General features: G+C 69.4%; 18 protein-coding genes and 1 tRNA gene. 2 read left to right on the top strand and 17 right to left on the bottom strand.

All coding sequences use genetic code 11. The annotated features are described in order from the left end of the window. Nucleotides 1-139: 139 nt before the first annotated feature. The 7 genes from G9Q37_RS12485 to G9Q37_RS12455 all read right to left on the bottom strand — a co-directional run bounded on the left by G9Q37_RS12485 (nucleotide 140) and on the right by G9Q37_RS12455 (nucleotide 9,660). A complete protein-coding gene (locus tag G9Q37_RS12485; RefSeq protein ID WP_166227505.1) occupies nucleotides 140-1,282 on the bottom strand; it encodes a ribonucleotide-diphosphate reductase subunit beta in 1,143 nt (380 codons plus the stop codon). Between the two features lie 145 nt (nucleotides 1,283-1,427). Continuing rightward, the gene (locus tag G9Q37_RS12480; protein ID WP_240936660.1) at nucleotides 1,428-4,271 is read right to left on the bottom strand and encodes a ribonucleoside-diphosphate reductase subunit alpha; all 2,844 of its coding nucleotides are present in this window, start codon (nucleotides 4,269-4,271) and stop codon (nucleotides 1,428-1,430) included. A gap of 391 nt (nucleotides 4,272-4,662) precedes the next feature. Next, on the bottom strand, nucleotides 4,663-5,277 hold the full coding sequence (ampD, locus tag G9Q37_RS12475) for a 1,6-anhydro-N-acetylmuramyl-L-alanine amidase AmpD (protein ID WP_166227503.1): 615 nt from the start codon (nucleotides 5,275-5,277) through the stop codon (nucleotides 4,663-4,665). After that, nucleotides 5,270-6,760, bottom strand: a complete 1,491-nt coding sequence (locus G9Q37_RS12470) for a sigma-54-dependent transcriptional regulator (RefSeq protein ID WP_166227502.1) — start codon at nucleotides 6,758-6,760, stop codon at nucleotides 5,270-5,272. Before G9Q37_RS12470 ends, ampD begins: the two co-directional genes overlap by 8 nt. Before the next feature lie 17 nt (nucleotides 6,761-6,777). Continuing rightward, complete coding sequence (locus G9Q37_RS12465) at nucleotides 6,778-8,583, bottom strand: sensor histidine kinase (RefSeq protein WP_166227501.1); 1,806 nt, start codon at nucleotides 8,581-8,583, stop codon at nucleotides 6,778-6,780. A gap of 7 nt (nucleotides 8,584-8,590) precedes the next feature. Beyond that, nucleotides 8,591-8,836 carry a PP0621 family protein gene (locus G9Q37_RS12460; RefSeq protein WP_166227500.1) on the bottom strand — a complete coding sequence of 82 codons (246 nt, stop codon included), beginning with the start codon at nucleotides 8,834-8,836 and terminating at the stop codon, nucleotides 8,591-8,593. A 20-nt stretch (nucleotides 8,837-8,856) separates the two neighbouring features. Further along, nucleotides 8,857-9,660 (bottom strand): cytochrome C assembly family protein, encoded by an 804-nt coding sequence (locus G9Q37_RS12455; protein ID WP_166227499.1) that lies wholly within the window; start codon nucleotides 9,658-9,660, stop codon nucleotides 8,857-8,859. Between the two features lie 138 nt (nucleotides 9,661-9,798). On the opposite strand from G9Q37_RS12455, the gene ffh reads away from it, so the two are divergent. Then, entirely contained in the window at nucleotides 9,799-11,169 is a 1,371-nt protein-coding gene (gene ffh, locus G9Q37_RS12450; protein ID WP_166227498.1) for a signal recognition particle protein, read from the top strand. 45 nt (nucleotides 11,170-11,214) lie between these two features. Next, nucleotides 11,215-11,832, top strand: a complete 618-nt coding sequence (locus G9Q37_RS12445) for a hypothetical protein (RefSeq protein WP_166227497.1) — start codon at nucleotides 11,215-11,217, stop codon at nucleotides 11,830-11,832. Nucleotides 11,833-11,850: 18 nt separating this feature from the next. Here the strand turns inward: G9Q37_RS12445 and mdoH are convergent, their stop codons facing one another. From mdoH to G9Q37_RS12395, 10 genes are all read right to left on the bottom strand, one after another. Beyond that, nucleotides 11,851-13,806 (bottom strand): glucans biosynthesis glucosyltransferase MdoH, encoded by a 1,956-nt coding sequence (gene mdoH, locus G9Q37_RS12440; RefSeq protein WP_205710644.1) that lies wholly within the window; start codon nucleotides 13,804-13,806, stop codon nucleotides 11,851-11,853. Beyond that, nucleotides 13,803-15,362 (bottom strand): OpgD/OpgG family glucan biosynthesis protein, encoded by a 1,560-nt coding sequence (locus G9Q37_RS12435; protein WP_166227495.1) that lies wholly within the window; start codon nucleotides 15,360-15,362, stop codon nucleotides 13,803-13,805. The genes mdoH and G9Q37_RS12435 overlap by 4 nt, the downstream gene beginning before the upstream one ends. Before the next feature lie 191 nt (nucleotides 15,363-15,553). Beyond that, nucleotides 15,554-16,963: a sigma 54-interacting transcriptional regulator gene (locus G9Q37_RS12430; protein ID WP_240936383.1), complete on the bottom strand. Its 1,410-nt coding sequence runs from the start codon at nucleotides 16,961-16,963 to the stop codon at nucleotides 15,554-15,556. 8 nt (nucleotides 16,964-16,971) lie between these two features. Further along, complete coding sequence (locus tag G9Q37_RS12425; protein WP_205710643.1) at nucleotides 16,972-17,751, bottom strand: hypothetical protein; 780 nt, start codon at nucleotides 17,749-17,751, stop codon at nucleotides 16,972-16,974. After that, a complete protein-coding gene (locus tag G9Q37_RS12420) occupies nucleotides 17,741-19,159 on the bottom strand; it encodes a sensor histidine kinase (protein ID WP_166227493.1) in 1,419 nt (472 codons plus the stop codon). The genes G9Q37_RS12425 and G9Q37_RS12420 overlap by 11 nt, the downstream gene beginning before the upstream one ends. Nucleotides 19,160-19,173: 14 nt before the next feature. Continuing rightward, the gene (gene miaB, locus G9Q37_RS12415) at nucleotides 19,174-20,544 is read right to left on the bottom strand and encodes a tRNA (N6-isopentenyl adenosine(37)-C2)-methylthiotransferase MiaB (RefSeq protein ID WP_166227492.1); all 1,371 of its coding nucleotides are present in this window, start codon (nucleotides 20,542-20,544) and stop codon (nucleotides 19,174-19,176) included. A 70-nt stretch (nucleotides 20,545-20,614) separates the two neighbouring features. Next, nucleotides 20,615-21,016, bottom strand: a complete 402-nt coding sequence (locus G9Q37_RS12410; RefSeq protein ID WP_166227491.1) for a hypothetical protein — start codon at nucleotides 21,014-21,016, stop codon at nucleotides 20,615-20,617. Nucleotides 21,017-21,065: 49 nt separating this feature from the next. After that, a complete protein-coding gene (locus tag G9Q37_RS12405; RefSeq protein ID WP_166227490.1) occupies nucleotides 21,066-21,626 on the bottom strand; it encodes a YaeQ family protein in 561 nt (186 codons plus the stop codon). Nucleotides 21,627-21,699: 73 nt separating this feature from the next. Then, nucleotides 21,700-21,776 (bottom strand) — tRNA-Met (locus G9Q37_RS12400). 40 nt (nucleotides 21,777-21,816) lie between these two features. Then, nucleotides 21,817-22,599 carry an enoyl-CoA hydratase gene (locus tag G9Q37_RS12395; RefSeq protein ID WP_166227489.1) on the bottom strand — a complete coding sequence of 261 codons (783 nt, stop codon included), beginning with the start codon at nucleotides 22,597-22,599 and terminating at the stop codon, nucleotides 21,817-21,819. Nucleotides 22,600-22,703 lie beyond the last annotated feature (104 nt).

The raw sequence follows: 22,703 nt of genomic DNA, 5'->3' as shown, positions 1-22,703 counted from the left end.
GGCAACCCCAGGGGGCTGAATCCGGGTTTCAGGTCAGCGCAGCGTCTGGGCGCTGTGTCGGGCTGACCTGATGAATCGATGCAGGGTCTTTCTTCTTGTGGGATGGCAATGCGGTGTGAGCCCTCGGCCTTTGAAAGCCTCAGTCCCAGGACAGCGCGCCGCCCGATTGGTACTCAATCACCCGTGTCTCGAAGAAATTGCGTTCCTTCTTGAGATCGATCATCTCGCTCATCCAGGGGAACGGGTTCTCTTCGTTCGGGAACAGGGGCTCGAGGCCGATCTGCGTGGCGCGCCGGTTGGCGATGTAGCGCAGGTAGCCCTTGAACATGGAGGCGTTGAGGCCCAGCACGCCGCGCGGCATGGTGTCCTCGGCATAGCGGTATTCGAGGTCGACGGCCTTGAGGAACAGGCCCTTGATCTCGGCCTTGAACTCGGGCGTCCAGAGCAGCGGGTTCTCCATCTTGATCGCGTTGATCAGGTCGATGCCGAAATTGCAGTGCATCGACTCGTCGCGCAGGATGTACTGGTACTGCTCGGCGGCGCCGGTCATCTTGTTCTGCCGGCCCAGCGCCAGGATCTGGGTGAAGCCGACGTAGAAGAACAGGCCTTCCATGAGGCAGGCGAACACGATCAGGCTCTTGAGCAGCTTCTGGTCGTTCTCGGGCGTGCCGGTGTGGAAGTTGGGGTCCATGATCGCGTCGATGAACGGGATCAGGAACTCGTCCTTGTCGCGGATGGCCTGGACTTCGTTGTAGGCGTTGAAGATCTCGCCCTCGTCGAGGCCGAGCGACTCCACGATGTACTGGTAGGCGTGCGTGTGGATGGCCTCTTCGAAGGCCTGGCGCAGCAGGAACTGGCGGCACTCGGGCGCCGTGATGTGCCGGTAGGTGCCCAGCACGATGTTGTTGGCGGCCAGCGAGTCGGCGGTGACGAAGAAGCCGAGGTTGCGCTTGACGATGCGGCGCTCGTCTTCGGTCAGGCCGTTGGGGTCTTTCCAGAGCGCGATGTCGCGGCTCATGTTCACTTCCTGCGGCATCCAGTGGTTGGCGCAGGTGGCCAGGTACTTCTCCCAGGCCCACTTGTACTTGAAGGGGACGAGCTGGTTGACGTCGGTCTGGCCGTTGATGATGCGCTTGTCCGCGACGTTGATGCGGCGCTGCGCTGCGCTCTCGCCATGCTTTGCTTCAGCGGTCACTGCAGCTTGCAGATCCGATTCGCTGGCGGCGTTCGGGTTCTGCTTCGATGGCGAATGGGGTGTTGTGGGTTCTTCCCAGGTCAACATAGGGTCGGTCCGATTCAGCGGATTATCAAAGTGTCTGTGCGAATTGCAAAGCGATCAGCGCGCGTGCGATCAAATTTTGTTGCGATGCTGCATCGAATGAATCGATGCAATGCAGCGCGACGCACTTCGATTGCACGCGATGCAATCACTGGCAAGCCTCGCAGCCCGGGTCGTCGATGGCGCAGAACTTCACATCGGTGGCGGGTTCGCTCGCCATCGCAGCGCTGCTCGCAGCGGCCGCGGCCGGTGCGCTCGGCGTCACCGACACGGCGTTGAGCTGGCCCGTGCGGCCGGTCGATTTCTCGACCTGCGTGGCCGAGGTGGTGCGCAGGTAATAGGTGGTCTTGAGGCCGCGCAGCCAGGCGAGCTTGTAGGTCTCGTCGAGCTTCTTGCCCGAGGCGCCGGCCATGTAGATGTTCAGGCTCTGCGCCTGGTCGATCCATTTCTGGCGGCGGGCGGCGGCCTCCACCAGCCACACCGGCTCGACCTCGAACGCGGTGGCGTAGAGCGCCTTCACGTCCTGCGGCACGCGGTCGATGGGGCGCAGCGAACCGTCGAAGTGCTTGAGGTCCATCACCATCACGTCGTCCCACAGGCCCAGGCGCTTGAGGTCCTTGACGAGGTAGCTGTTGATGACGGTGAACTCGCCCGACAGGTTCGACTTGACCGAGAGGTTGCCGAAGCAGGGCTCGATCGAGGCGTCCACGCCGATGATGTTGGAGATGGTCGCGGTCGGCGCGATGGCCACGCAGTTGGAGTTGCGCATGCCGTCCTGCGCGATCTTGCGGCGCAGGGCTTCCCAGTCGAGGCTGGTGGAGCGGTCGACGTCGACGTAGCCGCCGCGCTCGCGCGCCAGCAGGTCGAGCGTGTCGGGCGGCAGGATGCCCTTGTCCCACAGCGAGCCTTTGAAGCTGCTGTAGCGGCCGCGCTCCTTGGCGAGTTCGGTCGAGGCCCAGTAGGCGTAGTAGCAGACGGCTTCCATCGAGCGGTCGGCGAACTCCACCGCTTCGTTGGAGGCGTAGGGCAGGCGCAGCTCGTACAGCGCGTCCTGGAAGCCCATGATGCCCAGGCCCACAGGGCGGTGGCGCAGGTTGGAGTCGCGCGCCTTCTTGACCGCGTAGTAGTTGATGTCGATCACGTTGTCGAGCATGCGCATCGCGGTGGCGATGGTGCGCTTGAGCTTGTCGTGGTCGAGCACCTTGCCGTTTTCACCGTCTTTGAGGTGGCGCAGCAAGTTGACCGAGCCCAGGTTGCAGACCGCGGTTTCGCTGTCGCTGGTGTTGAGCGTGATCTCGGTGCAGAGGTTGGAGCTGTGCACCACGCCGGCGTGCTGCTGCGGGCTGCGCACGTTGCAGGCGTCCTTGAAGGTGATCCAGGGGTGGCCGGTCTCGAACAGCATCGAGAGCATCTTGCGCCACAGGTCGGTGGCGGGCACCTTCTTGTAGGGCTTGATCTCGCCGCGCGCGGCCTTTTCTTCGTAGGCCACATAGGCCTTTTCGAAGTCGGTGCCGAACTTGTCGTGCAGATCGGGGGTGTTGGAGGGCGAAAACAGGCTCCACTCGCCTTTTTCCAGCACGCGCTTCATGAACAGGTCCGGAATCCAGTTCGCGGTGTTCATGTCGTGGGTGCGGCGGCGGTCGTCGCCGGTGTTCTTGCGCAGCTCGAGGAATTCCTCGATGTCGAGGTGCCAGGTCTCGAGGTAGGTGCAGACCGCGCCCTTGCGCTTGCCGCCCTGGTTCACGGCCACGGCCGTGTCGTTGACCACCTTCAGGAAGGGCACCACGCCCTGCGATTCGCCGTTGGTGCCCTTGATGTGGCTGCCGAGTGCGCGCACGCGGGTCCAGTCGTTGCCCAGGCCGCCCGCGAACTTCGACAGCAGGGCGTTTTCCTTGATCGACTCGTAGATGCCGTCGAGGTCGTCGGGCACCGTGGTGAGGTAGCAGCTCGAGAGCTGCGAGCGCAGCGTGCCGCTGTTGAACAGCGTGGGCGTGCTGCTCATGAAGTCGAAGGTGGACAGGATCTCGTAGAACTCGATGGCGCGCGCTTCGCGGTCGATTTCGTTGAGCGACAGGCCCATGGCCACGCGCATGAAGAAGGCCTGGGGCAGTTCGATGCGCGACTTGCGCACGTGCAGGAAGTAGCGGTCGTAGAGGGTTTGCAGACCGAGGTAGTCGAACTGCAGGTCGCGCTCGGGCTTGAGCGCGGCGCCCAGGCGGGCCAGGTCGAACTGCAGCAGGTCGGGGTTGAGCAGCTCGTTGTCCACGCCCTTCTTGATGAAGCCGGGGAAGTAATCGGCGTAGCGCTGGCCCATCTGCTCGCGCGGCACTTCTTCGCCCAGGATCTCCTTGACGATGGTGTGCAGCAGCAGGCGCGCGGTGGCGTAGGTGTAGTCGGGGTCTTTTTCGATCAGCGTGCGCGCGGCGAGGATGGCGGCCTTGTAGACCTCTTCCATCGGCACGCCGTCGTACAGGTTGCGCTTGGTCTCGGCCACGATGGGCTCGGCCTTCACGTCGGCGCCCAGGCCGGCGCAGGCGTCGGTGAGCAGGCGGGTGAGGGCCTCGACGTCGAGCGGCACGCGCTGGCCATTGTCGATCACGTGCAGCACCGGCTCGTTGGCGCGCGCGGCGGCGGCCTGGCTGGCGCGCTCGGCGGCGCGGCGTTCGCGGTAGAGCACGTAGGCGCGCGCCACTTCATGGTGGCCGCTGCGCATCAGGCCGAGCTCGGCCTGGTCCTGCACGTCTTCGATGTGGAAGGTGCCGCCACCCGGGCGCGAGCGCAGCAGCGCGCGCACCACGTTCTGGGTCAGCTCGTCCACGGTTTCGCGCACGCTGGCCGAGGCCGCGCCCTGGGTGCCGTGCACCGCCAGGAAAGCCTTCATCATGGCCACGGCGATCTTGCTGGGCTCGAAGGGCACCACCGCGCCGTTGCGGCGGATGATCTGGTACTGCGCGTAGAGCGAAGCGCTGCCGGTGCTGCCGCCGCTGGGCATGCCGCTGGCCGGCCGGGCAGTCGATTGCGGAGGGGTCTGGGGGGTGGTGGCGGTCAGCATGGTTCCTCTTGCGGTCCGGTCGGGTTTCTTTATTGGGTGGCTGGTGTCGATGCCCGCTGCATGCCCGTTGCGGTCGGCGGGCCGGGCCTTTGTGCGCGCCCACGAGCATCTCTGGGGGCACACTATATCTGGTGTGTAGGGGGGCTTCAAGGCACTACCGCTAGCGTTTTACGCGTGTGCTTGAGCTACCCCTGCATGGTATCGCCGAGGGCCATTCCCCACACCCGCCAGGGCCTCAGTTCCCGCGTGCGGATCGGCGCGCGAACGCAGTGGCGACGCGCCTTGCAGGGCGTTTTGCCGTGGCGGCCCGCATGGCGCCTGCATTCGGCGTTCAGGCGCTGTTCGAAGGCATCGCCGGGGCGCTGCCGATGAATTTTTTTTCGACCTCGGGAAAACACGTGGCCGACCAGCCGAGCGTGTGGCGCAAACGGCACCAATCGAAGCCCGCGCCGGGGTCTTGCTTGCGGCCGGGCGCGATGTGTTCGTGGCCCACGACCTGTGTCAGCGGGTGGTGCGCGGCCAAGGCGCGGAACACGCGGGCCAGTGCCGTGTACTGCGCGTCTTCGAAGGTGCCACCTTCCAGGCCTTCGAGTTCGATGCCAATGGAAAAGTCGTTGCAGTTCTCGCGGCCCCGCCAGGCCGAGCGGCCCGCGTGCCACGCGCGGTCGAGCGTGGACACGAACTGCTGCACGCGGCCGTCGCGGCGCACGAAGAAGTGCGCCGAGACCTCGATGCCGCGGATGGTCTGGAAGTAGGGGTGGGCGTCCCAGTCGAGGCGGTTCGTGAACAGCCGCTCCACCGCGTCGCCGCCGAACTCGCCGGGCGGCAGGCTGATGGAGTGCACCACCACGAGGTCGATGGCGGTGTGCGCTGGCCGCGCACCGAAGTTGGGCGAGCCCAGGGCTTGGGCACCGGCCCACCAGCCCCGCTGCCAGGCCTCAGACATCGCCGGCTTCGGTGTCGGCGCCGCCGGCGGCGCCGGGCAGCATGATGCCCAGGCGCTGGATGCGGTAGCGCATCTGCCGCAGGTTCAGCCCGAGCCGGGCCGCGGCCGCGGTGCGGTTGAAGCCGCAGGCCTGCAGCGCCTGCAGCAGCACGCGGCGCTCCTGCTCGTCGAGGTAGCGTTGCAGGTCGTCGGGCAGCGCCGCATCGCGCGCATCGCTCGCCGCGGAGGGCCGCGCGAACGCGTCCACGGCGGCAGGCAGGGGATCGACCAGGGTGTCGGGGATGGTGTCGCTGATCTCGCCGAAATCGGCCGGGTGCAGCACCGCGCCGCTGGACAGCGCGAGCGCGCGCTGCAGCAGGTTTTCGAGTTCGCGCACGTTGCCCGGCAGCTCGCGCGACTGCAGCCAGTGCAGGGCCGCGGGCGACAGGTCGGGCACGGCCTGACCCGCGTCGTGGCACAGGCGCACGAGCAGCGCGTGCGCGAGCTCGGGCAGGTCCTCGGGCCGGTCGCGCAGCGCGGGGGTGCGCAGGCCGATGACGTTGAGGCGGTAGTAGAGGTCTTGCCGGAACTGGCCCGCCTGCACCAGCGCGGGCAGGTCGCGGTGCGTGGCGCTGACCAGGCGCACGTCGACCGCTTCTTCCTGCACCGCGCCCAGGGCGCGCACGCGGCGCTCCTGGATCACGCGCAGCAGCTTGGCCTGCATGGCCAGCGGCAGGTCGCCGATCTCGTCGAGGAAGAGGGTGCCGCCGTGCGCGGCCTGGAAGTAGCCTTCGCGGTCGGCGCTGGCACCGGTGTAGGCGCCTTTGCGCGCGCCGAAGAACTCGGCCTCGATCAGGTTCTCGGGAATGGCGCCGCAGTTGACCGCGATGAACGGGCCGTGTGCGCGGTGGCTGCATTCGTGCACCGCGCGCGCCACCAGCTCCTTGCCGGTGCCCGATTCGCCCAGGATGAGCACCGGCGCCATGCTGGTGGCGACCTTCTCGATGCGGCCCTTGATCTGCACGATGCTGGACGAGCGGCCCACGATGCGTTCGAGCGCGCGCACGCCCGACGGCGGCGGCGGCGCGACGCGCTGGGGTTCGTTGGGCGCCGCGGCCGGCGCGCGCTGGCTCAGCAGCGCGGCGCTCACGGCGCTGCGCAGCTGGCGCAGATCGACCGGTTTGGTGAGGTAGTCGAAGGCGCCGGCCTTGAGCGATTCAACGGCGTTCTCGGCCGAGCCGTGCGCGGTGATGACGATGCACTTCTCGCTGCGCTGGCGCTCGGCGACCTCGCGCAGCAGCGACAGGCCCAGGCCGTCGGGCAGCTGCATGTCGGAGATCAGCACGTCGAAGCGGCGGCTGGCGAGCTGCTCGCGCGCCTGTTGCAGGTCGGCCGCGGTGGTCACGGCATGGCCCTCGCGCAGCAGCGTGAGTTCGTACAGCGTGCGCAGGTCCGGCTCGTCGTCGACGACCAGGATGGAGGCACTCGGCGTGGGCGAAGGCATGCGGGCGGCGCTCGGGCTCAGGACGCGGCCAGCGGCGGGCGTCCCGAGCGCAGGGGGTCGACGATGGTGCGTTCGAGATCGCCAGGCTCGGCCGGGTAGGGCAGGCTCTGCTGGTGGCCGGCGTCGCGCGCGGGGGCGGCGCTGCCGCTGCGCACCGCGGGGATCAGGACGAAGAACTCGTTGCCCTCGCGCTGGTCCAGGCGTGAGCGCTGGTAGGCGATTTCGGCGCCGTAGCGCTCGCAGAGCTCACGGCAGATGTAGAGGCCCAGGCCGCTGGAACGGCTCTCGGACGAGAAGAAGGGCTCGAACAGGTGCTTGTGCACGGTGGCCTCGAGCGGGCCGCCGTCGCTCCAGACCGAGATGCGCAGGTGGCCGCCGCTGGGTTGGGTGATCACGCGGATCGAGGCGGGCTTGCCGCTGGCGTGGCGCAGCGCGTTGTCGAGCAGGTTCACAAGCAGGCGGCGCAGGTGCTCGGGGTCGAAGACCACCTGCCCCTGGCCCGCGTGCAGGTGCACGCCCAGCGCCTGCGCGACCTGGTTCTGGCGCGACCATTCACCGGTCACCTGGCGCATCACGCTGTCGAGCGGCACCGGGCTGGTCTGGCCGTCGGCCCGGTTCGGCTGGGGCCGCGCCACGTTGAGGATGTCGTCGACGATGCGCGAGAGGCGTTGCGCGTTCTGGTCGATCATGCGCGTGAGCCGCTTGTGCTCGGGCGTCTTCACCTCCTCGTCGAGCAGCGCGTTGGCCTGCGTGATCGCCGACAGCGGGTTGCGGATCTCGTGCGCCACCGCGGCCGACATGCGGCCCATGGACGCGAGCTTTTCGGTGCGCACCCGCGCCTCGACCTCGCGCAGGTCTTCGAGGAACAGCACGCACAGCGCGCCGCGCTCGCCCATCACGGGCGTGAGCTGGGTGCGCGCGTGCAGGCGCTGGTTGGGCCGGTCGGCGTGGTCGATGGTGGTTTCGGTTTCGAGCGCGGCGTCGATCGCGAAGCTCTCCTGCACCAGCGCCGCCAGGTGGGCCCAGCTCGGTCGCGCCGACAGCAGCAGCTTGGCACCGGCCGGGAAGCCTTCGCCCATGAGCATGGCGCGCGCGGCCGGGTTGGCGTTGCGCACCACGCCGTGCGGATCGATCACCAGCACACCCACGCCCAGCGTTTCGATGATCACCTCATTGACCGCGGCCTGGGCCCGCGCGGCGGCCTGGTTGCTGGCCGACACCGCCTCTTCGCGGGCCAGCCGCAGCGCGAGCTGGTGGGCCAGCACCGCGACCACGAAGAAGCCGGTGCCGGTGAGGCCCGCCTGCAGCAGGCGCGTGGCGTCGGCCGCGCCATGCCCGGGCGCGATCCAGGCCTCGGCCAGCATCAGCAGCGTGACCGCGGCGGCCGTGCCCAGGCCCATGAGCAAGGGGCCCAGGATGGCGCCGAGCAACACCGGCAGCGCGAACAGCGGCGTGAAGCTGATGGTGCTGGCGTCGAAGTACTGCAGCGCGGCGAACACCGCCACGTCGACGCCGATGGTGAACAGCCATTGCAGGCTGGGCGCGCGGCCGTGTTCGGCCGGCCGCCAGAACAGCATGACCAGCACGCAGGCCAGCAGGTGCAGCGAGGCCAGCGTGGTGAGCCCGATCGAGCCGTTGCCGCCGCCCAGCAGCAGGAACACCTGCAGGCCCAGGATCACCAGCGCCACCACCATGCGTGCACGCATGAAGGCGCGCCACAGGCGCACGAAGGCCTGGTGGCGTTGCTCGCGCGAGCGGTTGACCGGGCTTTCGAAAGCCGAGTACCAGGAGGTGGCGAACTGGGAGCTGTCGTCGGAAGGCATGGTGCGATCAGCCGGCGGGGCCTTCGAGCCGTTGGCGGTGTTCGGCGCTGCAATAGCTGCCCTGGCGTCCGGTCACGGCTTCGGTCTGCGGCAGGTGGGTGCCGCAGACGCGGCAGGCCACCATGGTCACCGGCTGGCCGGCCGGGCGGGGGGCGGGGCGCTGTGCGGCGCGTTCGGCCGCCTCGGCGCGCCGGTTGTTGCGCCAGATCCAGAAGGCGACCATCACCACGGCGATCACGAGCAGGTATTTCATGCGGGCAGTATCCAGGGGGTCTACACGGCGCGCTGCAGCAGCACCTCGAGCACGAAGCGCGACCCCACGTAGCCGAGCAGCAGAAAGCCCGCACCGAGGTAGAGCATGCGCACCGCCATGCGCCCGCGCCAGCCCAGGCGCCAGCGGCCCCAGAGCAGCACGCCCATGGTGAGCCAGGCCAGCACCGAGAACACGGCCTTGTGGTTCCACACCATGCGCTGGTTGACGAGTTCCGAGAAGTACCAGCCCGCGGCCAGCGTGAGGCTCAGCAGCACGAAGCCGGCGGCCACGAAGCGGAAGGTCAGGCGCTCGAGCGTGAGCAGCGGCATGGCCGCCTCGTTCGCCTGGCCGCTGCGCATGGCCCGTTCGGCGCGCTGCATCAGCAGCGCGTGCACCACCGCGGCCGCGATCAGCCCGTAGGAGGCGATGCCCAGCGCCCAGTGCAGCGGCATCCAGACGGAGGGCAGCGCCGGGTGGTGGGCGCCCGGAAAGAGCAGCGCCAGCAACATCACGGCCGCGCCCAGCGCCGAGAGGGTCCAGCGTGCACGCAGTTGCGGGTAGAAGCGGGTTTCGACCAGGTAGACGGTGAGCACCAGCCAGGCCGTGACCGACAGCGCGGGCGCGAAGCCGAAACGCACCGGGTCGCTCATGAGCCCGGTGAGCAGCGCCAGCAGGTGCAGACCCCAGGTGATGCCCAGCACCGCGCGCGCTTGCAGGGCGCCCATGCGGGGATAGGCCCAGGGCGCCAGCGCATAGGCCAGCGCGGTGACGGCCGACAGCACCGCCGCCGGCAGGTTCAGCGCCAGTTGGGGCAGCAGGTTCATGACCGTGGGCTGGGGCAGGGCACTAAAATCACCCGCACATCTTAACGGTGCCTCCGGCCGCGAATGCCCGGCCGCCTGCGCCCCGGCCCGCGGCCGCTGCCGCGGCCACCCTCCATCCCCTCACACCGAGCTCAGCCCATGGCCTCCGCCCTGTCCGAACGCCTGTCACGCATCGTCAAGGAGATGCGCGGGCAGGCGCGCATCACCGAAAGCAACGTCAGCGACATGCTGCGCGAGGTGCGCATGGCGCTGCTCGAGGCCGACGTGGCGCTGCCCGTGGTGCGCGACTTCATCGCGCGCGTGAAGGACAAGGCCCTGGGCGCTGATGTGGTGGGTTCGCTCACGCCGGGTCAGGCGCTGGTCGGTATCGTCAACCGCGAACTCGCCGCCACCATGGGCGAGGGCGTGGCCGACCTCAACCTCGCGGCCCAGCCGCCCGCGGTGATCCTCATGGCCGGCCTGCAGGGCGCGGGCAAGACCACCACCACCGCCAAGCTCGCGCGCCACCTGATCGAGAAGCGCAAGAAGAAGGTGCTCACCGTGTCGGGCGACGTCTACCGCCCCGCGGCCATCGAACAGCTCAAGACCGTGACCGCCCAGGCCGGCGCCGAGTGGTTCCCCAGCACGCCCGACCAGAAGCCCGCCGACATCGCGCGCGCCGCGCTCGACCACGCGCGCCGCCACCACTTCGAGGTGCTGCTGGTCGACACCGCGGGCCGGCTCGCGATCGACGAGGCGCTGATGCGCGAGATCCAGGAACTGCACGCCGTGCTCAAGCCGGTGGAGACGCTGTTCGTGGTCGACGCCATGCAGGGCCAGGACGCGGTCAACACCGCCAAGGCCTTCAAGGAGGCGCTGCCGCTCACCGGCATCGTGCTCACCAAGCTCGACGGCGACGCGCGCGGCGGTGCGGCGCTGTCGGTGCGCTCGGTCACGGGCGTGCCGATCAAGTTCGCTGGCGTGTCCGAGAAGATCGACGGTCTCGAGGTGTTCGACGCCGACCGCCACGCGCAGCGCGTGCTCGGCATGGGCGACATCGTGGCCCTGGTCGAACAGGTCACCGCCGGCGTGGACATGGCCGCGGCACAGAAGCTCGCGGCCAAGGTCAAGAGCGGCGAAGGCTTCGACCTCGAGGATTTCCTGGAGCAGTTGCGCCAGATGAAGCAGATGGGCGGGCTGTCGAACCTGATCGACAAGCTGCCCGCGCAGCTCGCGGCCAAGGCGGGTGAGGCCGACCTCTCGCGCGCCGAGAAAGACATCAAGCGCAAGGAAGGCATCATCTGCAGCATGACGCCCACCGAGCGCCGCAAGCCCGATCTCATCAAGGCCACGCGCAAGCGCCGCATCGCCGCCGGCGCCGGCGTGCACGTGCAGGAAGTCAACCGCCTGCTCAAGGAGTTCGAGCAGATGCGCGACATGATGAAGAAGATGAAGGGCGGCGGCCTCATGAAGATGATGAAGCGCATGGGCGGCATGAAGGGCCTGCCCAAGCTGCCCGGCATGGGCTGACCCGCGTCAAACCCGCCCGGCCCGCTCGCTCGCATACTGCGGCGCATGTGGCCCCTGATCGAAACCGCCGGCACCGCGCTGGCCCTGATGCTCGCGCTCGCGCTGCGCCCCTGGCGGCTGCTGCGCGGGCCATTGCTCACGCCCGCGCTCGGCGCGCTGGTGCTGCTGCCGCTGCTGTGGCTCACGCCGCAGCTCATGCCGGCGGGGCTGCGCATCCAGCTCTCGGGCGCGAGCCTGCTGGTGCTGATGCTGGGTTGGCCGCTCGCGGTGCCCGTGCTGGCCGCGGTGGCCGCGCTGGTCTGGCTGCTCGGGTCGGGTGGTGCGCTGGACGCGGTGGGCCGCCTCTGGTGGCTGGGTGTGGTGCCAGCCACGCTGGTGCTGGGCATCGGGGCCGTGCTGCGGCGCTGGCTGCCGCCCAACCCCTTTGTCTACACGCTCGGCCGCGGCTTCATCGGCACCGCGCTGGCCGGCTTCGCGGCCGGCGCGCTCATGCAATGGGCCCATCCGGTGGCGGCGGACCAGGCGTTGGTCGCGGCCTGGTTGATGGCCTGGGGCGATGCGTTTCTCACCGGCCTGCTGGTCGCGGTGTTCGTGGCCTTCGTGCCGCAGTGGCTGGCCACGTGGTCGGACGCGCGCTACCTGCGCACGCCCGACCGGGAGTGAGGCGGCGGCCTGCCGGTCTCAGGCGGCCTTGAGCGCCAGCCGGCTGGCGTGGCGCCAGGCGCTGCGCAGCACCGCGGGGGACCACGACTCCTCGGGGATCAGCAGCACGCCGCGCGAGCGCATCCAGGCGCCCAGGTCGACATGGCTGGTGGCCACGGTGAGCGGAATGGCCAGCAGCAGCGGCAGCGCCACCGGGGCCAGCCAGAGCAGGGCGTCGGCGTTGAGCAGGGCCACGCCCACGCCCATCAGGCCGATCACCACGCTCATGGGGGCCAGGCGCTGGGCCGCGTCGATCCAGCCGATGCCATTGGCTTCGCGCGGGGGCGACTTCCATTCGAGCTTGATGCCGGTGAGCGCCACCAGCACGAACAGCGAGTGCGCGAGCATGCGGATGGGCGCCTGCAGCAGCGCCAGGCCGGTCTCGATCACGGCGCTCATCACCAGGGTGCGGCCACCGCCGAACTGGCGCTGTTCGCGCTTGAGGAACACGGCCACCAGGCCGAGCACGCGCGGCATGAACAGCAGGCACAGCGTCCACACCCACAGGCCGCGCAGCTCCATGGGCACGGCGTCCCAGCTCGGCACCACGGTCTGGTCGGTCACCCACAGCGCGGTGCCGAAGGCCAGGAAGGCCAGCCACAGCGGCGCCGACAGGTAGGACATGGCGCCGATGGCGAACATGCTGCGGTGCACGCGGTGGATGCCGGGCTCGGCCATCAGGCGGGCGTTCTGCAGGTTGCCCTGGCACCAGCGGCGGTCGCGCTGCAGTTCGCTCAGCAGGTCGGGCGGCTGCTGTTCGTAGCTGCCCTGCAGGTCGGACACCAGCCACACGTGGTAGCCGGCGCGGCGCATCAGCGCGGCTTCGACGAAGTCGTGCGACATGATGCCGCCCGACATGCCGCCCTTGCCCGGGATGGGCGCGAGCGCGCAGTGCTGCATGAAGGGCTCGACGCGGATGATGGCGTTGTGGCCCCAGTAGTGCGATTCGCCGAGCTGCCAGAACTGCATGCCCAGCGTGAACAGGCGGCCCGTGACGCGCGAGGCGAACTGCTGCGCGCGCGCGTGCAGCGTGGCGTGGCCCACGGCCTGGGTGGCGGTCTGGATGATGCCGGCGCGCGGATTCGCTTCCATGAGCTTGACCATGTCGACCAAGCAGTTGCCGCTCATGACGCTGTCGGCGTCGAGCACGATCATGTAGCGGTAGTCCTTGCCCCAGCGGCGGCAGAAGTCGGCCACGTTGCCGGCCTTGCGGTGGGTGCGGCGCGTGCGCAGCCGGTAGTACACCTCGACCGAGGCGCGGCCGCTCTGGGTGGCGAGTTCGGTGCGCAGGTTTTCCCAGGCGGCGCGCTCGGCGCGCTGGATCGCCGGGTCGTAACTGTCGGACAGCACGAAGACGTCGAACACGCGGGCCTCGCCGGTGGCGGCGAGCGAATCGCAGGTGGCGCGCAGGCCGGCGAAGACGGTGGCCACGTCTTCGTTGCAGATCGGCATGATGATGGCGGTGCGCGCCTCGGGGTTCATGGCGTGGCCGCGCACGTCGGCCGCGCGCAGCGTGTGCTTGTCACCGAACAGCGAGACCCAGAAACCCATGAGCGCGGTGACGAAACCGGTCAGCACCCAGGCCGAAAGCGTCACGAACAGCACCAGCTGCCCAGCCTGCAGCCAGGGGTTGCCCTCTTCGGGCTGCAGGTGCGAGAACATCATCGCGGCCATCACCGTCCAGGCCAGCGTGAGTGCGGCGAACACCGCGCGGCGGCGGTTCGCCGCACCCTGCCAGGGCTCGCGCGGCTCCTGCACGCGCGCGGCGCGCTGGCCGTAGGGCGGCAGCAGGTCGCTCGCGGTGCTCAGCAGCGCGGTGCCCACGCTGTTCCAGAAACCGCGCCAGGGACGCGGCACCATGGAGCCGCGGTGGATCGGCGGGGCCGTCACCGCGTTCGGGTGGCGCTCCTCGCGCAGGGTGCTGCGCAGGTTCATTCGGGCAGAAGCAGGTGCGTCCATGTTTCGCTCACGGTGTGTTGCTGGTGTTGCAGGAAGGCGCGCAGCTCGACGGGCTGCGTGGGATCGATGCGCGTGACGCGCAGGCTCACGCGCCAGCTGCGCGTGGCCGGGTTCGGGTAGGCGATGGCCTGGATGACGCGGCCGTTGGCGTTGGCGCTGACCACGGCACGCACGTCGGCATTGGGGGGCAGGGCGTCGATCGCAGGGCCGGCGAAATCGAGCACGTACTGCGGCTGAGCGGCCTGTTCCTGGGCGCTGAGCCGGGTGTAACCATGGCCGCGGCGGCTCTGTGTCACCCAGCTCGAGGGCGGGCGCTGCTGCTCGTCGCCCTGCCAGGCGATGTCGTAGGCGAATTCGAGCGGCTGGCCCGCCACCAGCGGCTGCGCGGGCACCCAGTAGGCCACGATGTTGTCGTGCGTCTCGTCGGGCGTGGGCAACTGCACCAGCTCGACACGGCCCGCGCCCCAGGCGCCGCGCGGCGTGATCCAGGCGCTGGGGCGGCGCTCGTAGCGCGCCTCCACGTCTTCGTAGCTCGAGAAGCGGCGGTCGCGCTGCATGAGGCCGAAGCCGCGGGGGTCGGTGGTGGTGAACGAGCTCACCTGCGGCGTGGCCGGGCGCTGCAGCGGCCGCCACAGCCATTCGCCCTCGCCGGTGGCCAGCATCAGGCCGTCGGAGTCGTGCACCTCGGGGCGGAAGTCGCTCGCCATGGGCTGGTTCTCGCCCGACAGGAACATGCTCGTGAGCGGGGCCACGCCCAGGGTCTTGATGGGGGCTGCGCCATCGCGCGCGAACAGCCGGGCGCGCACGCCCAGGGTGGTGTTGAAGCCGGGGCGGATGTCGAAGCGGTAGGCACCGGTCACGCGCGGCGACTCGAGCAGCGCGAAGACCGTGAGCGCCTTGGCGTCGGGTGCGGGGCGCTGGATCCAGAACTCGGAAAAGCGCGGGAATTCCTCGCCGTTGCCGCCCGCGGTGTCGACCGCGAGCCCGCGCGCCGACAGCCCGTACTGCTGCTGCGCACCGAGCGCGCGGAAGTAGCTCGCGCCCAGGAACACCACGAGCTCGTCCTTGTAGGCGACGTTGTTGAGCGGGTAGTGCAGGCGAAAGCCCGCGTGGCCGAGGTCGCCCCAGGCGGTGGTATCGAAGCGGTTGGCGCCGAAGTGGAAGTCTTCGGTGCGGTAGGGCAGGTGGCGCACGCTGCCGTCGGGCATCAGTTCGTGGATGCGCACCGGCTGCGTCTGGTACAGGCCGAGGTGGAAGTACTGGGCCTCGAAGGGCAGCTTCAGGTCGCGCCAAGTCGAGCGCTCGGGGCGGAAGCGGATGTCGCGCAGCTGGTCGTAGGTGATGCTGGCGAGGGGCTCGGGCAGCTTGTCGCCGCTTTCACGCCAGGGCTCGCTCGCGCGCACCTGGGCGAGGTGGGTGAGCTGGTCCCAGTCGAAGGCATGCGCCGGGGCGAAGGCGAGCAGGGGCGCGGCAAACAGGGCGCTGGTCAGGCGTTGGCGAAGGGTGGGAAAGCTGAGGAAACTCCTTGGCATGCCCTGTCTAGGGCAAACCCTGTGCCAGCTCTGAAAAGTCGTTGCAGATCAAAGGCTTGCACGAAACTGACGGGCGCACGCCCGACCCGGGCCCCTGCCGATCAGGGTAAACCCGGGTTTTTTGTCGCCAATGGGCGACGCGGTGTCCGTCGTTCGAAAAAAAGCCCTTGTAAAACAAGGGCTTGGGCGTGTCACGAATCGGCGACAGGGCCCTCGTCGGGCGCCTCGGGCAGGCCCGCGCCATCGCTCTTGAACAGGCCCGGCGTGAGCGCATGCTTTTGCAGCAGGCGATAGAACTCGGTGCGGTTGCGCTGCGCCAGCCGCGCGGCGTCGGCCACCACGCCGTCGGTCATCTTGAGCAGGTCCACCAGGTACTCGCGTTCGAAGCGGTGGCGGGCCTCGGCGAAGCTGAGCACCTCGACCGAGGGCGTGCGCAGCGCGCGCTGCACCAGCGCCAGCGGCACCAGGGGTGTGGTGGTGAGCGCGCACACCTGTTCGACCACGTTGTAGAGCTGGCGCACGTTGCCGGGCCAGGTGGCCATGGTGAGCGCCTTGAGCGCCTCGGGCGCGAAGCCCGAGCTGCGCTTGCCGTACTTGGCCGAGAGCTTGGCCAGGAAGTGGTTGGCCAGCAGGGGGATGTCTTCGCGCCGCTCGGCCAGCGTGGGCAGCGTGAGCGTGACCACGTTGAGGCGGTAGTAGAGGTCTTCGCGGAACTGGCCTTCGGCCATCGCGGCCTCGAGGTCGCGGTGGGTGGCCGAGATGATGCGCACGTCGACCGGCACCGACTGGCTCGAGCCCAGCGGGCGCACCGCGCGCTCCTGCAGCACGCGCAGCAGCTTGACCTGCAGCGCGGGCGGCATGTCGCCGATCTCGTCGAGCAGCAGCGTGCCGCCGTCAGCGGCCTGGAACAGGCCCTTGTGGTTGGCAACCGCGTCGGTGAAGGCGCCCTTGACGTGGCCGAACAGCTCGGACTCGAGCAGCGCCTCCGGGATGGCGCCGCAGTTCACGGCGACGAAGGGCTTGCCCGCGCGTGCGCTCGCCTTGTGGATGGCGCGCGCCAGCATTTCCTTGCCGGTGCCCGAGTCGCCGCGCAGCAGCACGCTGGCGTCGCTCTGCGCCACCATGCGCGCCTCGGCGAGCAGGTCGGCCATGCGGTTGGAGCGGCTCACGATGTCGCTGCGCCAGGTCTCGTCGGCGTGCTTCGTCGGCAGGCTGGGGGCGGTGAGCGCCAGCGCCTGCGCGATCTTCTCGAGCAGCTCTTTGGCGTCGTAGGGCTTGGTCAGGTAGGTGAAGACACCGCGCGAGGTCGCCTCGACCGCGTCGGGGATGGTGCCGTGCGCGGTGAGCAGGATCACGGGCAGCGAGGGGTGGCGTGCGCGCACCTCGTCGAACAGGGCCAGGCCATCGCGGCCGGGCAGGCGCACGTCGGACAGCACGAGCTGCGGGCGCTCGATCGCGAGCTGCGCCAGCGCGGCCTCGGCCGAGCCCACGGCAGTCACGTGGTAGCCGGCCGCGCCCAGGCGCATGGAGAGCAGGCGCAGCATGTCGGCGTCGTCGTCGACCACGAGCAGGCGGGCGCGGGGTGCAATGGGGGTGCTCATGGCGGCCTTCATGGCGATGGCGGCCGCGGGGCGGTGGCCGGTGTGCGGTTGTTGAGGCTGCGCTCGATCGCGCGCATCGCCTCGAGGCGTTCGTTGAGCAGGTCGATGCGCCGTTGCTGCTCGCGCAGCTGCTGCGCCTGGCGATCGATGTTTTCCTCGAGCTTGCGCTGCTCGAGCAGGCGGTGCGCGATCAGGCGCGCGATCGGCCGGTAGGGGGTGGCGTCGGCCGCGTTGCTGTTGGCGGCGCGCTGGGCCAGCCCGAGCGCGCGCGCCGTGTCCACCGCCTGGCTGGTGCTGGCGAGCGCGAGCGCGAGCTGCAGTTGGCGCGCGGGCTGGTTGCCGGGATCGCCGAGCGCGGCGATCTCGAGCGCGAGCTCGGCGGGCGTGAGGGCGCGCACGCGGTCGGCGTAGCGCAGCAGCGCGGCGGTGGCTTCGTTGGCGTTGAGGCCGTTGGGCGCGGGCATCACGAGCGAGGGTGCCAGTGTGGGTGCGGGGGCGGCGGGTTCGGCCAGGGCCGGTGCGGCGGCCGGCGCCGGGGGCTGTGCGGCCCCGGGCGTGGCGCTCGATGCGGCGGGCGCGGACGCCGGCGCGACCCGCGCTCGCGGGCGCGCTCGCGGGTGTGCCGGCCGGTGCGGTGGCGGCGGGCGCCGGGCCCGCGGGGCCTGGGCCGGCGGCAGCGGCGTGACGGCGCAGGCGCCGGCGAGCGCGCTCAGCGCCAGCGCGCAGCCCAGGCGCAGCGCGCGGGCGCCGGGAGATCTGCGCGGGGCGCGTCGGGGGTCATGAGGCATGGGGCAACTCGATGCGGAAGTGGGCGCCCTGCGGGGCATCGACCAGCTCGATGCGGCCACCGTGGGCGACGATGTACTCATGGACGATGGACAGCCCGATGCCGGTGCCGCGCACCGCGCCCTCGGGCTGCCGCTCACCGCGGTAGAAGGGTTCGAAGATCCGGTCGCGATCGGCCGGCGCCACGCCCGCGCCCTGGTCGACGATGTCGATGCTCACGCGAGCGGCCTGGCTCTGCAGCCCCAGGCGGATGGTGCCACCGTGCGGCGAAAAGCGGATGGCGTTGAGCAGCAGGTTGCCGATCGCCGAGGCCATCTTCTCGCGGTCCACCGGCACGTGCACCGCATCGCCTTCCACGCGCACCTGCAGGCCGTGCGACTGCCAGTGCAGGCGCTGCGATTCCACCTGCTCCTCGAGCAGGGCGCGCAGGTCGGTGCGCTCGCGCTTGAGCTGCCGCGCCTCGAAGGCCGCGGCGTTGAAGCGCAGCAGGGCTTCGATCTGCGACTGCAGCACCTGCGTGTTGTGCTGCAGGATGTGCGCGACCTCGGCCTGGTCGGTGTTGAGCGGCCCGGCCACGCCGTCGCGCAGCACCGCCACGCCTTCGCTCATCGAGGCCAGCGGCGTCTTGAGCTCGTGCGAGATGTGCCGCAGGAAGCGCGCCTTGTCGGCGTCGAGTTCGGTGAGGCGCAGGCGCAGCCACTCGAGCTGCTGGCCCACGCGGCGCACGTCCCTGGGGCCGGGGATGTCGATCGGCTGGTCGAGCCGGTTCTCGCCCAGGCCCACGATGGCGCGCTCCAGGCGCTGGAAGGGCTTGGCCAGCCAGATGCCGAAGCCCAGGGCCATGGCCGCGGCCAGCAGGATGGAGCCGGTCACGATCTGCGTGAGCTGGTCCTGGCTGCGCTTGAAGCCGGCCTGCAGGGCGCTGTTGCGCGCCGCGATGATGGCCTGCACCTGCTGCGCGATCGCGGCGCTGTGGCCGTCGATCTCGCGAAAGGCCAGCGCCACTTCGCGCTCGCGCTCGAGCATGGTGTCGGCAGGACCGTCGAGCAGCGCGCTCACGGAGTCGAGCGTGCGGCTCCAGTCGTCGGCGAACTCGGGCGGCAGCTCGTTGTCCTGCAGCTGCCGCAGGATGTCGCGCGCATTGCCCGCGGCCTCGGTGAAGCGCTGGCGCAGCTGGTTGTCGCGCAGCACCAGCGACTGGCGCGCCGCGCGTTCCATGGTGAGGCTGCGCTCGGACAGCGACTGCGCCGCGGTGGACAGGGCGATCGCCTGCGCCGTGCCTTCGCGGCTTTGTTCGAGCAGGGTCTCGAGCGAGAACAGCGCGCGCACCGCCGCGGCGCCCAGCAGCGCGCCGATCAGCAGGAAGGCGACCAGCAGCAACTGCTGGAAGGACAGCGAGGAGGGCCGCACGGTGCGAGGCAGGCTCAGGCGGTCTCGCGCACCAGCACCTCGCCGCGCAGCGAGTGCGGCAGCGCCTGCGTGATGCGCACGTCGATCATCTGCCCCACCAGGCGCGCACCCTGCGGGCCGCCGTCGAAGTTGACGATGCGGTTGCACTCGGTGCGGCCCATGAGCTCGGCCTTCGCCTGGCCGTGCTCGTCCTTGCCCGGGCGGCGCGACGGACCTTCGACCAGGATGCGCTGCACCGTGCCTTCGCGGCTCGCGCTGATGCGGCGCACATTGGCCTCGATGGTGGCCTGCAGGTGCTGCAGGCGCTGCAGCTTGAGCTCGTGCGGCGTGTCGTCGGCGAGGTTGGCCGCGGGCGTGCCGGGGCGCGGGCTGAAGATGAAGGAGAAGCTGCTGTCGAAGCCGATGTCTTCGATGAGCTTCATCATCTTGTTGAAATCGTCGTCGGTCTCGCCGGGGAAGCCCACGATGAAGTCGCTGCTCATCGAGATGTCGGGGCGGATCGCGCGCAGCTTGCGGATGGTGCTCTTGTATTCCATGGCGGTGTAGCCGCGCTTCATGGCCATGAGGATGCGGTCCGAGCCGTGCTGCACCGGCAGGTGCAGGTGGTTCACGAGTTGCGGGATCTTCGCGTAGGCCTCGATCAGGCGCGGCGTGAACTCGTTGGGGTGGCTGGTGGTGTAGCGGATGCGCTCGATGCCGGGGATGTCGGCCACGTACTCGAGCAGCAGCGCGAAGTCGGCGATCTCGGCGGTGTCACCCATGGCGCCGCGGTAGGCGTTGACGTTCTGGCCCAGCAGCGTCACCTCTTTCACGCCCTGGTCGGCCAGGCCCGCGATCTCCACCAGCACGTCGTCGAAGGGGCGGCTCACTTCTTCGCCGCGCGTGTAGGGCACCACGCAATAGCTGCAGTATTTGGAGCAGCCTTCCATGATGGACACGAAGGCCGAGGCGCCGTCGACCTTGGCCGGCGGCAGGTGGTCGAACTTCTCGATCTCGGGAAAGCTGATGTCGACCTGCGGCCGCGCCTGGCGGCTGCGCTGAGCGAGCAGCTCGGGCAGGCGGTGCAGGGTCTGCGGGCCGAACACCACGTCGACGAAGGGCGCGCGCTGGATGATGGCCTCACCCTCCTGGCTGGCCACGCAGCCGCCGACGCCGATCAGCACGCCCTTTTGCTTGAGGTGCTTGACCCGGCCGAGGTCGGAGAACACCTTTTCCTGCGCCTTCTCGCGCACCGAGCAGGTGTTGAACAGGATGAGATCGGCCTGCTCGGGGTCGTTCGTGGGTTCGTAGCCTTCGGCGGCGTTGAGCACGTCGGCCATCTTGTCCGAGTCGTACTCGTTCATCTGGCAGCCGAAGGTCTTGATGTAGACCTTTTTCTGGGTCATGGCATGGCTCCTGCGGGCGCGGGCGCGCCCTGGTGCACGCCCGGCGCGGGCGCGCGGTCTGGCGGGGGAATCAGTTGGGGCGCGCGGGTGCCGTGCGCGGGTTGGCCGGGGTCTGCTGCGACTCGAACTCGAAGTTGCGTTCCACGCCGTAGCTGGGCCGCTTCTGCTTCTTTTCTTCGGCCGTGAGCACCCAGGCCTGCGTGACCTGGCCGCGGCGGTCGACCAGGTAGTTGACCGTGAGCGGGCGGCCGATCAGCGACGCGGGGCGCAACACGCGGTTGTCTTCGTCGAACAGCCGCGCGCCGGGCGACAGGCGCGTGATCTTGTCGTCCATCTCGACGATGGGCGGCTGCTTGATGGTCATTTCGCCACGCCAGGCTTCCCGGGGGAAGTTGCGCACCTGGGTGTTCTGCGCGTGCGCCGTGCCCACGAGGGCCAGGGCGAGCAGCAGGGGGCTTAGGCAGCGGTTCATGGTGTAGATCCAGAGGCTGAACAAGGCCGGGATTGTCTCACGCAGGGGCTCAGCGCCAGCGCACCGGCTCCAGGCTCACACTGCCGCGCTCGCCCGAGAGCGTGAGCACGCCTTCGAGCACCGTGGCCTGCAGCTGCATGCTGCGTTCGGCCAGGGCGGCGAGCGCGTTGATGCCCTCGGTGGGCAGCCGCCAGACCTGCAGCTTGTCGAGCCGCGTGAGCTTGTTCTCGATGCCGCGCCACCAGACCTCGGCGGCCGAGCCATAGGCGTAGACGCGCACCGCATCGGCCTGGCTGCAGGCCTTGGACAGCGGCTTGTCCTCGGGCTGACCCACCTCCACCCACAGGCGCTTGCGGCCGGTGAAGTCGGTGAGGTGCAGGTCGGGGTCGTTCGGGTCGGACAGGCCGGCGCCGAACGCCAGGGTGCCGTCGCCGCCGCAGGTGTCGGTGAGCTCGTGCGCGTTGAGCGCAAGCGCGACCAGGCGGGCCATCATGCGCTCGTCGGTCTCGCTCGGGTGGCGGGCCAGCGTCAGCGCGTGGTCGGCGTAGTAGCCATGGTCGATGTCGGCGATCTGCAGGCTTGCCTTGAAGATGGTGGACTTGAGGGCCATGGCGAGAACGGGGCGGCGGTGCGCGGGCAATGAAAAAGGCGGGACCCGTTGCCGGGGCCCGCCTTCTGGGGTTTGGTGGCGATAGGTGGACTTGAACCACCGACATCAGCATTATGAATGCTGCGCTCTAACCAACTGAGCTATATCGCCGAAGCCCTGCATTATAGACCATGCGCGCGGGCCTGATCAATCAGCGGTGCGTGAACACCGGCTTGCGCTTGTTCACGAAGGCGTCCATGCCTTCTTTCTGGTCTTCGGTGGCAAACATGGCGTGGAACATGCGGCGCTCGAACATCACGCCGTCGGACAGGCCGCCCTCGAACGAGCGGTTCACCGATTCCTTGGCCGCCATCACGCTGGGCAGCGAGAACTCGCAGATGGTCAGGGCCGCACCCAGGGCCTCGTCCATGAGCTTGTCCAGCGGCACCACGCGGCTCACCAGGCCAGCCCGCTCGGCCTCGGTGGCGTCCATCATGCGGCCGGTGAGCACCAGGTCCATGGCCTTGGACTTGCCGACGGCGCGCGGCAGGCGCTGGGTGCCGCCGGCGCCGGGGATGATGCCCAGCTTGATCTCGGGCTGGCCGAACTTGGCGTTGTCGGCTGCGATGATGAAGTCGCACATCATGGCCAGCTCGCAGCCGCCACCGAGCGCAAAGCCGCTCACGGCCGCGATCACGGGCTTGCGGATGCTGCGGATGGTTTCCCAGTTGCGGGTGATGTAGTCGCCGTTGTAGGCGTCGGCGAAGGTGTACTTGGCCATGGCGCCGATGTCGGCGCCCGCGGCGAAGGCCTTTTCGCTGCCGGTGACGATCATGCAGCCGATGCCGGCGTCGGCGTCGAAGGCCTTGAGCGCGGCGCCGAGCTCGTCCATGAGCTGGTTGTTCAGCGCGTTGAGCTGCTTGGGTCGGTTGAGCGTGACGATGCCGACGCGGCCTTCGGTGCGCACGGTGATCAGTTCGGGGGCCTGGCTCATGGGGTCTCCTGTGGCGGTTTGTGGGCTCAGCCAGGCACTATAGCGACCCCGGGCTAGGGGTATTCATTAGCCGACCGATCGGTTGGTTAATGGTAGATTGCGCC

Source organism: Hydrogenophaga crocea (assembly GCF_011388215.1).
GTDB lineage: Bacteria > Pseudomonadota > Gammaproteobacteria > Burkholderiales > Burkholderiaceae_C > Hydrogenophaga > Hydrogenophaga crocea.
This window is presented reverse-complemented; position numbering and strand designations above follow the sequence as displayed.

What these genes read in the sequence shown, in the direction of transcription:
- G9Q37_RS12485 (WP_166227505.1), bottom strand. Translation starts at nt 1,282, where the DNA reads ATGTTGACCTGGGAAGAACCCACAACACCCCATTCGCCATCGAAGCAG.
- G9Q37_RS12480 (WP_240936660.1), bottom strand. Translation starts at nt 4,271, where the DNA reads ATGCCCAGCGGCGGCAGCACCGGCAGCGCTTCGCTCTACGCGCAGTAC.
- ampD (WP_166227503.1), bottom strand. Translation starts at nt 5,277, where the DNA reads ATGTCTGAGGCCTGGCAGCGGGGCTGGTGGGCCGGTGCCCAAGCCCTG.
- G9Q37_RS12470 (WP_166227502.1), bottom strand. Translation starts at nt 6,760, where the DNA reads ATGCCTTCGCCCACGCCGAGTGCCTCCATCCTGGTCGTCGACGACGAG.
- G9Q37_RS12465 (WP_166227501.1), bottom strand. Translation starts at nt 8,583, where the DNA reads ATGCCTTCCGACGACAGCTCCCAGTTCGCCACCTCCTGGTACTCGGCT.
- G9Q37_RS12460 (WP_166227500.1), bottom strand. Translation starts at nt 8,836, where the DNA reads ATGAAATACCTGCTCGTGATCGCCGTGGTGATGGTCGCCTTCTGGATC.
- G9Q37_RS12455 (WP_166227499.1), bottom strand. Translation starts at nt 9,660, where the DNA reads ATGAACCTGCTGCCCCAACTGGCGCTGAACCTGCCGGCGGCGGTGCTG.
- ffh (WP_166227498.1), top strand. Translation starts at nt 9,799, where the DNA reads ATGGCCTCCGCCCTGTCCGAACGCCTGTCACGCATCGTCAAGGAGATG.
- G9Q37_RS12445 (WP_166227497.1), top strand. Translation starts at nt 11,215, where the DNA reads ATGTGGCCCCTGATCGAAACCGCCGGCACCGCGCTGGCCCTGATGCTC.
- mdoH (WP_205710644.1), bottom strand. Translation starts at nt 13,806, where the DNA reads ATGAACCTGCGCAGCACCCTGCGCGAGGAGCGCCACCCGAACGCGGTG.
- G9Q37_RS12435 (WP_166227495.1), bottom strand. Translation starts at nt 15,362, where the DNA reads ATGCCAAGGAGTTTCCTCAGCTTTCCCACCCTTCGCCAACGCCTGACC.
- G9Q37_RS12430 (WP_240936383.1), bottom strand. Translation starts at nt 16,963, where the DNA reads ATGAGCACCCCCATTGCACCCCGCGCCCGCCTGCTCGTGGTCGACGAC.
- G9Q37_RS12425 (WP_205710643.1), bottom strand. Translation starts at nt 17,751, where the DNA reads ATGCCTCATGACCCCCGACGCGCCCCGCGCAGATCTCCCGGCGCCCGC.
- miaB (WP_166227492.1), bottom strand. Translation starts at nt 20,544, where the DNA reads ATGACCCAGAAAAAGGTCTACATCAAGACCTTCGGCTGCCAGATGAAC.
- G9Q37_RS12410 (WP_166227491.1), bottom strand. Translation starts at nt 21,016, where the DNA reads ATGAACCGCTGCCTAAGCCCCCTGCTGCTCGCCCTGGCCCTCGTGGGC.
- G9Q37_RS12405 (WP_166227490.1), bottom strand. Translation starts at nt 21,626, where the DNA reads ATGGCCCTCAAGTCCACCATCTTCAAGGCAAGCCTGCAGATCGCCGAC.
- G9Q37_RS12395 (WP_166227489.1), bottom strand. Translation starts at nt 22,599, where the DNA reads ATGAGCCAGGCCCCCGAACTGATCACCGTGCGCACCGAAGGCCGCGTC.